This window comes from Psychroserpens sp. (assembly GCF_047633235.1).
Taxonomy (GTDB): Bacteria; Bacteroidota; Bacteroidia; order Flavobacteriales; family Flavobacteriaceae; genus Psychroserpens.
The window spans coordinates 112,839-127,105 of the sequence record NZ_JBLIET010000002.1; the positions used below are offsets into that span (position 1 = coordinate 112,839).

Below are 14,267 nucleotides of genomic sequence, written 5' to 3' on the forward strand. Positions count from 1 at the left end.
TAATGCAACAATAATAAAATCAAGAATAGTATCTTTGCATTTCGAATTAACACCAATTAAATATTAATATAATTCGTTTAGTATAACAGTAATTTCTTGTGATCAACTATTAAATTTTAGCAGATGAATAAAACCATTACTGGATTTTCAAAATTATCAAAATCAGAAAAAATTGACTGGCTTGTTGATACCTATTTTAAAAACACTGCATCAGCAAAATCACTTTTAAAACAGTATTGGAATGAAGACAAAAAGCTGCAACAACTTCACGATGAGTTTATAGAGAATACCATTAGTAACTACTATTTACCGCTGGGAGTTGCTCCTAATTTTTTGATTAACGATACGGTATATGCAATACCAATGGCAATAGAAGAAAGTTCTGTTGTTGCTGCTGCTAGCAAAGCTGCAAAATTCTGGCTTGATCGTGGTGGATTTAAAACCAACGTTATCTCAACTGAAAAAATTGGTCAAGTGCATTTCATATTTAAAGGCGAACCCTCTAAACTTAAGCAATTTTTCAAAGCGACTAAACCAAAACTTATTGAAGCTTCTAAATCACTCACACAAAACATGGAGAAACGCGGTGGTGGTATTTTAGACATACAACTTAAAGATAAAACTGAAGATATAGATCAGTATTACCAACTGCATGCCACCTTTGAAACCTTGGACGCCATGGGCGCAAATTTCATTAATTCTTGTTTGGAGCAATTTGCAAAAACACTGAAAGAAGAAGCTCTAGATTATGACTTATTCTCTTTGGAAGAACAAAACATCCAAGTCATTATGTCTATTCTTTCTAATTACGTGCCTAATTGCCTAGTTAGAGCAGAAGTGAGTTGTAAAGTTGAAGAACTGACTGAAAACTCTAATAGATCTTCTCAAGAATTTGCTGAAAAATTTGTTCAAGCGGTCAACATTGCAGAAATTGAACCTTACCGCGCAGTAACTCATAACAAAGGGATCATGAATGGTATTGATGCAGTGGTTCTTGCTACAGGAAATGATTTTAGAGCTGTAGAAGCAGGAGTTCATGCTTACGCTTCCCGAAACGGACAATACTCCAGCCTAACTCATGCAAAAATTGAAGATGGTATTTTTACCTTTTGGATGGAAATACCTTTGGCCTTGGGAACCGTTGGCGGATTAACGAAACTTCACCCTTTAGTAAAATGGGCACTAGAACTTCTTGGCGAACCCTCTGCAAAAGAATTAATGCAAATTGTCGCTGTTGCCGGATTAGCTCAAAATTTTGCGGCACTTCGTTCACTAACGACTACTGGAATTCAAGAAGGTCATATGAAAATGCACTTAATGAATATCTTAAATCAATTTGAAGCGACTTCTGAAGAAAAAATAATCCTTGTTAAACATTTTACAACTCATACTGTGACGTATAGTGCTGCGATGGAGGCTATAAATGATCTAAGGAAATAAATGAAAAGCTTCTATAGTCACGGAAAATTATTATTAACAGGAGAATATGTAGTTCTTGATGGTGCAATTGCATTGGCTGTTCCGAGTATTTATGGTCAATCCTTAAATATCGAAAAAGGGAAAGACGGACTACTTAAATGGACTAGTTTAGATGAACATGGGACTATTTGGTTTAAAACTGAATTTAGACTAGATCATAAAAATATTACTTCATCGCTAACTCCTCTCGATGACTTATCAGAACGGTTATTGCAGATATTGAATGCGGCAAAACAACTTAACCCAGAGTTTTTAAATGACGCTCAAGGATATCAAATCACAACAGAGTTAGGGTTTCCTAAAAACTGGGGACTTGGAACGTCATCCACATTAATTTCTAATATTGCTAGCTGGGCAGAGGTTGATGCTTATGCTCTATTAGAATTAACATTTGGAGGAAGTGGCTATGACATTGCATGTGCTAAGGCCACTGGAAGTTTAATCTTTCAGTTAAATAAAGGTAATATTTCTCACTCTACTCCAAATGACAACGACCAGTTAATTACCGCTGTTGATTTCAATCCTAGCTTTAAAAATCACATTTACTTTGTTCATCTTAATCACAAGCAGAACAGTCGTGACGGGATTAAACAATACAGAGCGCATAATTCAGACGCATCCTCTTCAATTGCACGAGTCAATGTGATAAGCCAAAGTATGATTGCATGCGAGACACTTAGTGAATTTCAAAACTTGATGAGCGAACATGAAGAGCTCATTTCAGAAATCATAAAAGAAACACCAATCAAAACACGTCTGTTTAACGATTTCAACGGCAGTATAAAAAGCTTAGGCGCTTGGGGAGGAGACTTTGTTATGGTTGCTACAGAAAACAATCCAACTGCTTATTTTCAATCTAAAGGGTACACGACTATTTTATCGTATTCTGAAATGGTTTTAAAAACGAATTAAAATTCACATCCTACTTATTATCCAAATGATATCAAAAAAAAAGCTCCACAATATGTGGAGCTTTTTTTATATATTTTAAAAAAGACTAGTAGAACGAAGCTCTATTGTCTTCAATATCTGCCGTTTCTTTTAAAGCATTATATACTTTAGTCTGAACTGCACTTGACCTTGTCGTACTTAAGCGACTAGCCATCGATTGATAGTTTTCTAGCTTGGCTGCTTCTTGAATATTAGAAACAGAGACCATATAAATACCTCTATCTCCATCTATTAAACCTGAAGTTTCCCCATCCTTTAATCCAAAAGCTGTACCTACAACTTTAGGTTCTAAACCAGCACCAGTAATTGTTGGGTTTTTCATATTCACAGCAGCAGAATTACTTGTAGGCCTAGATTGATTTTTAGAAACCTCATCTACAGTAGTTCCTGTAACTTTATCACGAATCAATTTGGCTTTCTTTTCTTTTCTAATATCACCAAGTACAGATGCAGAAGCTGTTTCTGGATCCATTAAACCTTTCTTGCTTATTTTGGTAACTTGTGCAACTGCATAACCACCTCCAGGAATTGTAAAACGCTTAAAATCTCCTACCTTCGTTCCGTTTTCAAATGCCCATTTTACCATACCTCTTTGACTTCCTAGTCCTGGTATTTGTTCATCTAAAACCTTAATACCACTAACAGGTTTCACGGGAAGTTTACGTTCTGTTGCTATATCTTGAAAAACAGCACCTTGAACGGCAAGCTCAAATTTTGAAGCTTCAGTAAATACATTATCAATAGTTTCTGTTGACGGCTCAATATTTCTTACAATTGTAGCAACCTTGACAGCCTTAGAGGATCCTTTTTGATCTAATATTTCAATAATATGAAAACCAAATTGAGTTTGTATAACCTCTATATCACCAACATTATTTTGAAATTCAAAGTCACTAAAAGGTTTTACCATTTGTGTACTTGGGTGAAAATCATAAACACCACCTTTATCAACACTTCCTTGATCTGATGACAATGCAGTAACTAACTCCGGAAATTTAGAACGGTTTCCTTTTACAATAGCTAATACGCTATCTGCAGTTATTTTTGCTTGTTCGACTGTTTGTAGCACATCTGGTGTAGCACTTGATGCTCCAACATGCGGAATTAAAATATGACGGACTTTAGCTGAATCTGGCATTTGCTTTGTTGCGACCATCTTCGTTAACTTCATCATCGCACCATCTTTGTAAGGACCATAAACATCTCCTACATTTAACTTGAATAATGTATCTGCAACCACTGCTGGTAATGCAGATTTTTTAACAAATGCATCGTTATAGTTGTCATCTGAAGCTGCTACGTAGTTAACATAGCTTTCTAAATTTGCCTCCTTTACATTTCTAAAAGCTACAATCGTATCATTCTTACCATTTTCAAAAACAGCTTTACCAGTTACGAAAACTTCAAGATCATTTTTTAAATTATTTTCATCATCTAAACTAGCGGCCTCTTTAAACTCGACAAAAACGATATCTCGAGATGCATCAACTTCAAATTGCGCTTTGTTATTATTGATATAAGCATTGATGTCACTTTTAGTAACATCTATTAAGCTATCGTTAATTGTTGAGTAAGGTATTTGAACATATCTAATATCTCTAGTAGAGTTCTCTAAAAGATACTCTACCTCAGCTTCATTTAATGTTGCATTAACTCCGGCCTTAACCATATTAAAGTAAGCTCTTTCTTGAGCACCAATAGCAATAGAATTTTCACTATTGACCCAATCATCATAATTTAACTGAAAGGTTCCAAGAACAGAACGCTCTGGAGATATGGCTTTAAGGTTAGCGACAAACTCTGTTAATTTATTTTCGTCAAAAAGACCAACTTCATTTTGAAACTCTGTATACGTTCCAAAATTTTGCTTAATCAAATCTTTCATTTGATCCTGCTCAACAGTCATACCTAAATCCTCAAATTGGGTATTCATTACCGCACGTCGTACTTCTTGGTCATAAACTCTATTCATTGCTTGGGTAGACGTAGCATTAGGACCTAATTGTCTCTGCATATTTTCAACCTTAGACATGAAGTCTATTCTATCAATGTTTTTACCATTAACACTGGCTACAACATCCTGAGCTGTACCCAATAATGCATCACTATTTTTAAATAGATCTGCAAGTACAAATGAAAATAACGCTAGTGCTATGATTAATATCAAAAACAGTGAACGTTGTCTAATTTTATTTAAAACTGCCATTTTTTTGTAAAATTTATCGAATTATAAGTGGGCGAAAATACCATTTTCTATCAAATAATAAAAATAGATGTCTGTTTTTATTACCGATTTATAGTAGGTTTCATCGAATGTTGATCAAATCTTGAATTTAAAGTTACAATTGAACCATCATGATGCAGAACAAATCGCTATTTTAATAGTGATCAATAATTTGAAGTGTAACCAAATCAATTTTAGTAGAAGACACCTCTAAAATGGTGAATTTAAAGCTTCCAATAGTGATTTGATCATGTATTTGAGGAATTTCTTCAGTTTCATCTACGATAAGACCTCCTAGAGTTTCATAATTCTCACCATCAGGAAGATTGAGTTTATAAGTCTCATTAATGTAATCTACTTCTAAACGTGCAGAAAACTTATAATTATTGGTGTCTATTTTTTCTTCTATCAAAGCCACCATATCGTGTTCATCTTCTATTTCTCCAACAAGCTCTTCTACAATATCTTCTATGGTCATTATTCCAGCAGTCCCTCCATATTCATCTATTACAACTGCCATACTCTTACGTTTTTTAGTCAAAATACTGAGTACATCTTTGACCAACATAGTTGCTGGCACGTAAACCACTGGTTTAACAATAGACTTTATAGTTTCAGGCTTTTTAAATAATTCAAAAGAATGGACATATCCTAAAATATCGTCAATACTCTCCTTATACACTAAAATTTTAGACATTCCAGACTCGATGAACAATGCACTTATATTGGCAATAGAATCTTTCACCGCCACCGCCACAATCTCTGTACGTGGTATCATGACTTCACGAGCTTTTACTTCTGAAAATTCTAATGCCTTCTGAAAAATCTGTATTTCACTATCGACTTCATCATGTTCTTCTACAGATTCCATTTGTTCACTAATATAGTTGCCTAACTCCACTTTAGTCATAGCTAATTGAACATCATCACCTTCAGTTTTAAAAAAACGTTTGAGGATCATATCAGATATAGAGATAATAAAAGAAGATATGAACCAAAACAGCACATAAAAGATATAGGCCGGAAAAGCAAAAATCTTTAAGAATGAATTGGCATAGATTTGAAAGAATACTTTTGGGAGAAATTCCGCAGTAAACAAAATGATTATTGTAGAAATTATAGTTTGAGTTAATAAACTTAAATCACTTAATAAATAGGTAACAACTTGATATTGAGATGGCAAAATAGACTGAAACCAACTCATCAAAACATCACCCATTACAAAACCATAAATAACTAGTGCTATATTATTTCCAATAAGCATTGTTGCTATAAACTTTGAGGGTTTTGCTGTAAGTCGTGTTAAAATATTAGCGAGAAAATCACCTTGTTTTTTCTCGATTTCTATATGAATCTTATTGGAAGACACATATGCAATTTCCATTCCTGAGAAAAAAGCCGAGAACAATAACATTACAATAATGATTACAATGCTTAAATCCATAACTATGAACCTTTACGATTACCAAATTTATTTTTGAATTTCTTTCTGAAGAAGAACATAAAAATTGCTAAAGCTGCAAATACGAAAGATATAATTGATCTATTACCATCTTCTCCCCAACTTACAAAGCCATCATAAATAAATAAAACTGCAAAAAACAGATATATATATTGAAAGAACTGAAGGATTTTCATGTGTTTATATGTATTATTTTTCGACTGTCACCTGTTGTTAACTAGTCATCATTCTCTTGGATGATATCGTTTTTAACATGCTCGTTTCACAAAACTGTTTCAATATTAGAGTACAAAGATAAAGATGTTTTACAATTATTTAATCTTTTAAGATCATATCTCCCCTACCCTCCAAAATTGTATAATTCTTGAATTTAGTATCTGAGTCAAAAATATCACCATTACCATTATTGGCTGTTGCAGATTTTAAACGTACTGGTAAATTTGAAAACAACCATTCTCGCTTTTGATCGTAATAGAGCTGCTCTGCAAATAGGCTGTCTTTTTGAGGTGTAATTAAAATAACATTGCCTTGTAAATCAATTAAATCTGTAGCATTGTAAACAATAGCATAGTCTGCAAGCACAACGTTTTTTTGATTATTCTCATCATATAAAGACAAACGCACACCGTCAGGAAACTCAGAAAATGAAAAGCCTCGATTAGAATAATCTAACATCTTAGGGCTTTCTAAATTAGCAATAACTTTTCCTATAGAGTCCTCTACTTCGGTATACTTTAAATTAATGTTTTTAGCTTCACCGATGGGCTGATTTTGAAGTATCCCAATTTGTTGAACGTCATTAAAAGTGCTTTCACATGAAAAAAGCATAGTCACAACTATTGTTGTGACTATGCTTAATTTTATATATAACTCATTTTTCATTTACAGAGTAGGCACGGTTACACTACCACCAATCCAACATCCAATTGTGATTGTTTTTCCTGCCATATTTTCAGAAAATATCTCACCTTTAGTTGGTGCATTTCCTTCATAAGATGCTGCAGATTGCGCTGCATTATTTCTTAAACCTGGATCTACTTGTCCTGCCTTTCTAGCTTCTTGAGCTGCGTACCAGAATACTGCTCTTTTGTTAAACGCGTTATCACCACAATTGTTAGCACTTTTAGCATACATTGATGCAATGTATAAGTGAGGAGTACCATCAGAAGGATTTAAATTTAATGCCTCTCTATAGTACGTTCTTGCAGAACCGTAACTTCCTTGCTTTTTAAAATCATTTGCAATCTTCTTTGCCATTCTAGCTTTCTTGATTGGATCGTCTTGTAAATCATAAGACTCTCTAACATATTTATCTGCTTCGCTATTTTTGCCTTGTTTTCTCAACACTGTGGACACAAAATACTTTGTTTCTGCAGATGGATCTACTTGATCATAAGCTTTCACTAAGTCAATATATAAAGGATCATCTGTACACTCTTTATTATACATTTTACTTACTGCTCTTTTTAACCAAGCCGCATCATTTTTGTAATTTTCAAAATCCTTTTTATATAATGGAATTAAATTCTCACAGTTAGCTAAATCTCCAATATAAGCATCTAAGCTTCCTGAAATTTTACCGTTAGCTTCTAATTTTCTTTGATAAAAATCTTTATACTTTCCTTCTGTTTTTGTTAAGGCAGTACCAGCTGCTTCTTTTTCAATTAATTTATTTAATGATATCGCATACTTTTCATTTAGATCATCTAATTGATCATTAACATCATCATATTTATCAAACACTTTTTGAATCTCAAATTTTCCAGCTTTAAATAAATCTACAGTTTTAGTAAAATACACATACAACCCTTTAGTACTTGTAAAGTCTGATCTATAGTTTTTAAACTCCAAATCAAATGCTTCAAATATTTGGTAATCTGTAAGGCCTAAATCTTTTTGGTTCTCATATTTTTTAAGTGCTTTTTCCTCTTCGATTTCGCCTTTTGGATACTTACTAGGAAAGTGCTCTCCTGCAGCGTCTAATAAAGCCATATAATCTGAAATGAATGCTGTTTTTTCTGCACCTGTAGAATTGTCGATTTTATGATCTAAAATCTTTTCTCCATACTTATATATTGCAATATTAAACTTAGGGCATTTATTTCTAACTTTCATCCAAGGCTCGTAAGCTTCGTCATAGTTTTTACTCTTAACATAATCATTCATCAATGTTAAGCTCAGCATACACTCCTCATCCTGCTGAGCAAAACCAAAGTTTGTCACCATTAAAAGCACCGCAATGATTAAAGTAGTTCTCGTTTTCATCTTCCTGTAATTTATGTTAGTTATATTTTCTTTTTTCAAACCATCTATCGTTAAGCGATAAACTAATTTTTAGACTTAAAAAGTTTTCTTCAATGAGGTTTTGGTTTGTTGTACCCCTTTTTCCGTACTCGACACCAAGGTTGGCATTTGAAAACACATTCCCGACTGGTAACCCTACTCCAAAAGATATGCCAAACTCATTTATAGTTTCTTCATTAATAACTAAACCAGTATTCTCAAAGTAGAAACCAGCCCTATAAGTCAATCGTTTCCAGTAGCTTCCAAAAGAATTATAATCTGGAATAAAAAACCCTCCAAAAGACACGTTTGAAGCATTTTCAAAATTAGAATTTTGTATTGAAACAATTGGGTTTGCAAATTCACTTGTATTTTGTCTTGTATATTCTCCACCCACAAACCATGCTCTAGGTTTTCCAATTCCAGCACCAAATGAAAATCTAGATGGTAACGTTAGGTTCGTTTCTGCTAAACCTTCAGCCTCTAAATTCCCATCAACTTCGTTGACTAAAAACTCTTGACCACTTGACGCGTTGATAACAATTGTAGAAAAAGACCTTTCATTTATTGAAGATAAATCACTTTTTGGAGAATAGGTTAATCCTGCTTGAAGTTCTAACTTTTCATTGATCATGGTTTTGTATGTCAAACCAATATTAAAATTAAGACCACTTAAATCTGAGCGATTACTCTCTCTAGATTGGTACTGTACCAAATTACCTTCATCATCATATACAAACTCAATTGCGGTGTTTTGAATATTTCCGAAGTTATAATTCATATCAACACCAACGCTTAGCTTGTCTGAAATACTATAGCCTAAACCTAGGAATGCTCTGTTGACTCCACCTTCACCACTATATCTATTCGTAATGACATCCTCATTGGTGTCTTCTAATTTATATCCAACGGCAGAATAAGGCACTAATCCAAATCCAAATCCAAATTTCCCCAAAGGCATAGACAATGCTAAATAGTCAAAAGTTGTAGAGCTTACTTCAGCCTCGCCAGAATTAGCTTTTAAAGTCGTACTGTTATTACTCGCTCCAACAGAAAACTTAATAGGTCTATTTTCTTTGTTCCAAACTGTGAGATTTGGACTCGCATAAGCTGCAGGGTTTCTCAAGTTGACATGAATGCTATCTGTATAGATACTCAAACCTCCCATACTTCTGTTTTCAACAGTTCCTTTGAATTTCAATGTTCCTATTCCGTAAAATGAATATGGAGATGCTGTACCTTGTTGACCGTACGATTGTATGGCAAAAAAAGCAACTAAAACTATTACAAGTTTTTTTATCATTATTGTGAATTATATTCTAAAATAAAATTCAAACCTTCTAAAAGAAAATTTGGATGGGCAAATATGCTATTTTTTAATTGGTTTGACAAGAATTTGGTATCTCCTCCTGTTAAAATAACTGTTAAATGCGAATATTTTTTTACATATTCATCAATCACGCCATCAATTTCTTTTAAAACTCCAAACACAACTCCTGAATGGATTGAACTTTGAGTAGAGTTACCCAAAATATCTTCGGGCAATTGCGTATTCAATAACGGTAAATTAGCAGTTAAATTATTTAGTGTTCTATATCGCAACCTAATACCCGGAGAAATAGCACCTCCTAAATATTCGTTCTTCTTGTTTATAAAATCGTATGTGATACATGTACCCGCATCAATAATTAATACATTGTTATCTGGAAACTGTTTTACAGAAGCGCTTACTAAGGCTATGCGGTCTACTCCCAGTGTTTTTGGTGTAGCATACAAGTTCATAAATGGTAATTTTAGTTTATGGGAAAGCTCTAATACTGTAATTTTATTTTTAAGAGATTCAATATGTGAAGTTTTCAATTTTCCTACGGAAGACACAATCGCTTGATCAATTTTAGGATATGATTTTAGCACCTGCGCTAACATCATATCAAAATCTCCAATGTCGCCAACAATTTTGCCTATAAGTTTACCTAAATCAAAAACAGCAAACTTAATAGATGTGTTTCCTACGTCAATAATTAAATTCATATATCCCTTAAAAGCTATAAACTTACGAAATACAGCTCCAAATCAGAATAGTAATTAACCAAATTATAACATTATTTCGGTTAAAATCAATGATTTAAACCTCATATAAAATTATTAATTATTTTTTTGAATTTTAGTTTTGTGAATGATAAAAATGAGCCTATATTTGCACTCGCATTTTTATGCCATTGGTGCCTTAGCTCAGTTGGTAGAGCAATGGACTGAAAATCCATGTGTCCCTGGTTCGATTCCTGGAGGCACCACCACTATTAAGCCTTAAACATTTGTAAACAAGTGATTTAAGGCTTTTTTGGTTTTTAGAAGGGACAACAATGGGGACGATATAACTGAATCATCACTTTTAGTAACTATGAATATAACTACTATTAAATTATAGTTCCAGCTTTATTATTAAATTGAATCAATCCCTACCTTTGCTTTAGATAATTAAATTATGTTTAGGAAAATAAAACCATCCATTTTTAAGCAAGGATGTTTTACCAGACCTCCTTTCTGACCGCTTACTAATCAAAACTACGATTCTTGCGCTTCTTTTAATAATAAATACATAAATATCGATTTATTATATACTGCTAACTATATTACAGCATATAGAGAATGCTGCTGAAACATATCCTCACGTAGCCAATAGATCACTCAAAAGAACTAAAGATTTGCTGTCTTAGCGCTATAGTGCAAATATAGACTACAGTGTATATCCAATTGGTGTAACCAATTATGAAAAACATCCTTCAAATCACAATATTTCTGTTTTCAATCGGAGTTTTCGCTTGCGATTGTGGTGAACCGAAAATAACAGAAAAATATATTGAATCTGAATTTGTTGCTAATGTGACAATATTGAAAATATATCCAAACCAAAAAAATGAAAAAGGATATAAAGCAAATAGAAAGATTAACGAATAATTTAAAGGCGAGCAACTGAAATCAATTTACATTTTCGGAAGAAGTGATAACAACATTGGAAGTTTTTGTGATATTTATATTCGTCCTAACAGAGATTTAGTCGCTTATGCACGAAAAAACAAAGACGAAAATTTTGGAATTGGAATGTGCGCTAGCATACTTTACCTAAAAAATCCCAGTCAGAAACGCCAAAAACGGGAATTGGAAATATTAAAATCCTTTAAGGCAAAAGACGTAAACTATACAGGTAAAATAAGCCATAGAAAAAACAAAATTTCGAAAGAATCTAGAACAGTTCAAAGGAATCGAACTTGACAAAAATTACGGAATTTATGAAATAACTTTTGAGTCTGATTTGACAATTAAAAGCGTGGTTGAAATAAGTGATTTTGGAAATTCAATAGACCAAAAGCTGATAGATATTATTGAGCAAACCGAATGGATAAGCAATGACAACCGAATTAATGACAAAGTACCTAACAATAGTAAATTATTAATCGGAATTTATTTCTATCCCGAAGAAAAAGGAAATCCAAGATTTTTAAGTACGTATTATTGATAAAATAACTGGCGGTAACACCGTGTATAATTAATTGCTTTATCAAATGCATATCTAGAAAATTCCTTAGGAATTTTCTCTAGTCCGTATTTATTTACTAATTTACTCGCTTAACCTAGCAACTAAGCATACGCATCACGCTATCTGCAAGCTTGAATAAAAATGCAACAATCGAATTATTAAAGCGTCATTAGATAAAGAACAATCAAATGAAAAAATTATTATTTCTGATTCCCCTGATAATTGGATGTTCATCACCGAAAGAAAAATCTGAATTCGACAAACTTGCGGAATATGAAGGGAATTATGAATATGTAAATAAAACTACGCTGGACATTATTGCCTCTGAACTTGACTCAACGCTTTATGCTGTAGTAGATAAAGCAAAATATCCTTTAAAGCATATTGCCTTGGACAGTTTTGCGAATATCGCAGACATTCCTGTCGTTTTTGAACGAGACAAATCCAATCGGGTTATAGGTTACAAAACTGACGGACAAGTATTCAAACTAATTACTTCCGACATTGTAAAATCGGAAATGTTTCCAAGAAAAGAATTATTTCATAATCCTAATAACTACGTTTATCACAAACCAAATCAAACCGCAGATGGGCTAGAAACGGGCAGTTTAAAAAAAGAATTCAAAAACCCTGAATCGATAATCGACATGGTCAAAGAAACCATAAAAGGCAAATTTCCTGATGTTCACAGCATCCTAATATACAAGAACAACAAATTAGTTCTTGAAGAATACTTTTACGGTTATAATGAAAACACACCACACCAATTAAGGTCTGCAACAAAACCGTTCATTGGCGGAATTCTTGGAATTACCATTGACAAAGGATTTATAAAAAGTGAAAAAGAAAAACTTTTGCCCTATTTCAATTCTATATACCCAGAAATCGCCAATTTGGACGAAAGGAAAAAAGAAATTACTATAGAAAACTTCTTAATGTATCGTCACGGTCTGGACTGCGAAAATAATAACCCTGAAAGTAAAGGAAACGAAGAATTAATGATGCAAAGTGAGAATTGGGTAAAATACACGCTAGATTTGCCTATGGTCACAAAATCCGGAAAATCATCATCCTATTGTACCGGTTGTGCATTGACTTTAGGTAGTTTAATTGAGCAAGCAACAAGTAAAAACATCGAAGAATTTGCTAAAGAGAACTTATTTCAACCCTTGGGAATCTCGAATTACGAATGGACTTTTGAACCGAATCAGGCTAGTATGACTACTTTTAGTCAAATGTATATTACGCCGAGAGACTTAATAAAACTTGCAAAGTTGTTTAAAGATGGTGGAAAATGGAAAGACAAGCAAATAATCTCTGAAAGCTGGATCAACAAAACATTTCAAATGGACGAAGGAGATTATGGCTATTTGTGGGAGCATAAGTATTTTGTAATTGACGGTCAAAGATATAATTCATATTTAGCATCTGGCAACGGTGGACAAAAAATCAATATTTGGCCCGAACTCGATATGATTACTGTATTTACTGGCGGAAACTATAATTCTTATCAATTATATGGTAAAAGTACACCACCGAACGAAATGATACCGAACTATATATTAAAAGCAGGAGAAAAGCCAGCAGATAACAACTAGGGCAAAAAGTGTTATATTCAAAGCTTAGGCGTATTTACGAAGACCGCCAAATCTTTTGATTTGGATTTTAGGAAAATAAGATAAAATAAAATGCAAAAGCTTTGGCTAAGTGATCAAACGGAAAGGTAATCGCTTTTCACCAGCCCTACTTGCCGTAGCCTAATCGTTGTGCCTAAGTGGGTACGTTAAATGAGAATTTATAAAAATTTGAAATTAATAATATTCTGAACAAACTAAAAAACTGAATTATTTACTCAAACTCCCAATTGAATAAAATTATGGAAAATATATTAAATGACACATCTTATGGATTATTAACTTGATAGATTATAATACTTGTCTCAATCGGACTTTGAATTTATTCTCTGAGTGATATCCTAAAAAGCTCATTCGAAAAGAACAACAAAATTATTTGGATTTTAGTTGTTTTACTTGTTCCAATTTTAGGTTCGATTTTATACATATTTATCGGAAGAAAACAGAAACTAAAACTGAATTAAAAAAACCTACGCACAACACGATGTATAGTTTATTATTTGTTCACTAATGACTTACGAACATTCCTGCGGAATATTCTATCTGTGATTTATTTGATAAATTAGGTGCTTAACCAGATAACAGTATAGCAAAAAAAAATGTACCAACATATTAGTCTTCAATAAGACCAACTAATAAAATTTCGCCTTTCTGGGGAAATAAATATGATAAAATTCTTTATAAAAATTAGATTTG

General features: G+C 33.0%; 13 protein-coding genes and 1 tRNA gene. 7 read left to right on the forward strand and 7 right to left on the reverse strand.

Translation table 11 applies throughout. The features are described 5' to 3' along the window. Positions 1–123: 123 nt before the first annotated feature. Both ACJAZK_RS01120 and ACJAZK_RS01125 read left to right on the forward strand, forming a co-directional pair. Complete coding sequence (locus tag ACJAZK_RS01120) at positions 124–1,440, forward strand: hydroxymethylglutaryl-CoA reductase, degradative (RefSeq protein WP_415222188.1); 1,317 nt, start codon at positions 124–126, stop codon at positions 1,438–1,440. Beyond that, positions 1,441–2,391: a GYDIA family GHMP kinase gene (locus tag ACJAZK_RS01125; RefSeq protein WP_415222189.1), complete on the forward strand. Its 951-nt coding sequence runs from the start codon at positions 1,441–1,443 to the stop codon at positions 2,389–2,391. 85 nt (positions 2,392–2,476) lie between these two features. Here the strand turns inward: ACJAZK_RS01125 and ACJAZK_RS01130 are convergent, their stop codons facing one another. The 7 genes from ACJAZK_RS01130 to ACJAZK_RS01160 form a co-directional block, all read right to left on the reverse strand. Next, a complete protein-coding gene (locus ACJAZK_RS01130; protein ID WP_415222190.1) occupies positions 2,477–4,636 on the reverse strand; it encodes a peptidylprolyl isomerase in 2,160 nt (719 codons plus the stop codon). A 172-nt stretch (positions 4,637–4,808) separates the two neighbouring features. Then, entirely contained in the window at positions 4,809–6,098 is a 1,290-nt protein-coding gene (locus tag ACJAZK_RS01135; protein ID WP_415222191.1) for a hemolysin family protein, read from the reverse strand. A gap of 2 nt (positions 6,099–6,100) precedes the next feature. Then, positions 6,101–6,292 (reverse strand): hypothetical protein, encoded by a 192-nt coding sequence (locus ACJAZK_RS01140; protein WP_415222192.1) that lies wholly within the window; start codon positions 6,290–6,292, stop codon positions 6,101–6,103. Positions 6,293–6,431: 139 nt separating this feature from the next. Further along, on the reverse strand, positions 6,432–6,998 hold the full coding sequence (gene lptC / locus ACJAZK_RS01145; protein WP_415222193.1) for an LPS export ABC transporter periplasmic protein LptC: 567 nt from the start codon (positions 6,996–6,998) through the stop codon (positions 6,432–6,434). Beyond that, entirely contained in the window at positions 6,999–8,381 is a 1,383-nt protein-coding gene (locus ACJAZK_RS01150) for a tetratricopeptide repeat protein (protein ID WP_415222194.1), read from the reverse strand. Between the two features lie 16 nt (positions 8,382–8,397). Continuing rightward, entirely contained in the window at positions 8,398–9,702 is a 1,305-nt protein-coding gene (locus ACJAZK_RS01155; RefSeq protein WP_415222195.1) for a hypothetical protein, read from the reverse strand. After that, on the reverse strand, positions 9,702–10,430 hold the full coding sequence (locus ACJAZK_RS01160; RefSeq protein WP_415222196.1) for a type III pantothenate kinase: 729 nt from the start codon (positions 10,428–10,430) through the stop codon (positions 9,702–9,704). Before ACJAZK_RS01160 ends, ACJAZK_RS01155 begins: the two co-directional genes overlap by 1 nt. 190 nt (positions 10,431–10,620) lie before the next feature. Here ACJAZK_RS01160 and ACJAZK_RS01165 point away from each other — a divergent pair. From ACJAZK_RS01165 to ACJAZK_RS01185, 5 genes are all read left to right on the forward strand, one after another. Continuing rightward, positions 10,621–10,696, forward strand: a tRNA-Phe gene (locus ACJAZK_RS01165). A gap of 472 nt (positions 10,697–11,168) precedes the next feature. Continuing rightward, the gene (locus ACJAZK_RS01170) at positions 11,169–11,357 is read left to right on the forward strand and encodes a hypothetical protein (protein ID WP_415222197.1); all 189 of its coding nucleotides are present in this window, start codon (positions 11,169–11,171) and stop codon (positions 11,355–11,357) included. A gap of 355 nt (positions 11,358–11,712) precedes the next feature. Further along, on the forward strand, positions 11,713–11,916 hold the full coding sequence (locus ACJAZK_RS01175; RefSeq protein WP_415222198.1) for a hypothetical protein: 204 nt from the start codon (positions 11,713–11,715) through the stop codon (positions 11,914–11,916). Between the two features lie 209 nt (positions 11,917–12,125). Further along, the gene (locus ACJAZK_RS01180) at positions 12,126–13,535 is read left to right on the forward strand and encodes a serine hydrolase domain-containing protein (RefSeq protein ID WP_415222199.1); all 1,410 of its coding nucleotides are present in this window, start codon (positions 12,126–12,128) and stop codon (positions 13,533–13,535) included. A gap of 365 nt (positions 13,536–13,900) precedes the next feature. Beyond that, positions 13,901–14,035: a PLD nuclease N-terminal domain-containing protein gene (locus tag ACJAZK_RS01185; RefSeq protein WP_415222219.1), complete on the forward strand. Its 135-nt coding sequence runs from the start codon at positions 13,901–13,903 to the stop codon at positions 14,033–14,035. The last annotated feature ends 232 nt before the right edge of the window (positions 14,036–14,267 follow it).

Bases quoted from the DNA above. Each gene is read 5' to 3' on its own strand.
- lptC (WP_415222193.1), bottom strand. From the start codon at position 6,998: ATGAAAAATGAGTTATATATAAAATTAAGCATAGTCACAACAATAGTT.
- ACJAZK_RS01160 (WP_415222196.1), bottom strand. From the start codon at position 10,430: ATGAATTTAATTATTGACGTAGGAAACACATCTATTAAGTTTGCTGTT.
- ACJAZK_RS01155 (WP_415222195.1), bottom strand. From the start codon at position 9,702: ATGATAAAAAAACTTGTAATAGTTTTAGTTGCTTTTTTTGCCATACAA.
- ACJAZK_RS01120 (WP_415222188.1), top strand. From the start codon at position 124: ATGAATAAAACCATTACTGGATTTTCAAAATTATCAAAATCAGAAAAA.
- ACJAZK_RS01180 (WP_415222199.1), top strand. From the start codon at position 12,126: ATGAAAAAATTATTATTTCTGATTCCCCTGATAATTGGATGTTCATCA.
- ACJAZK_RS01150 (WP_415222194.1), bottom strand. From the start codon at position 8,381: ATGAAAACGAGAACTACTTTAATCATTGCGGTGCTTTTAATGGTGACA.
- ACJAZK_RS01170 (WP_415222197.1), top strand. From the start codon at position 11,169: ATGAAAAACATCCTTCAAATCACAATATTTCTGTTTTCAATCGGAGTT.
- ACJAZK_RS01130 (WP_415222190.1), bottom strand. From the start codon at position 4,636: ATGGCAGTTTTAAATAAAATTAGACAACGTTCACTGTTTTTGATATTA.
- ACJAZK_RS01140 (WP_415222192.1), bottom strand. From the start codon at position 6,292: ATGAAAATCCTTCAGTTCTTTCAATATATATATCTGTTTTTTGCAGTT.
- ACJAZK_RS01135 (WP_415222191.1), bottom strand. From the start codon at position 6,098: ATGGATTTAAGCATTGTAATCATTATTGTAATGTTATTGTTCTCGGCT.
- ACJAZK_RS01125 (WP_415222189.1), top strand. From the start codon at position 1,441: ATGAAAAGCTTCTATAGTCACGGAAAATTATTATTAACAGGAGAATAT.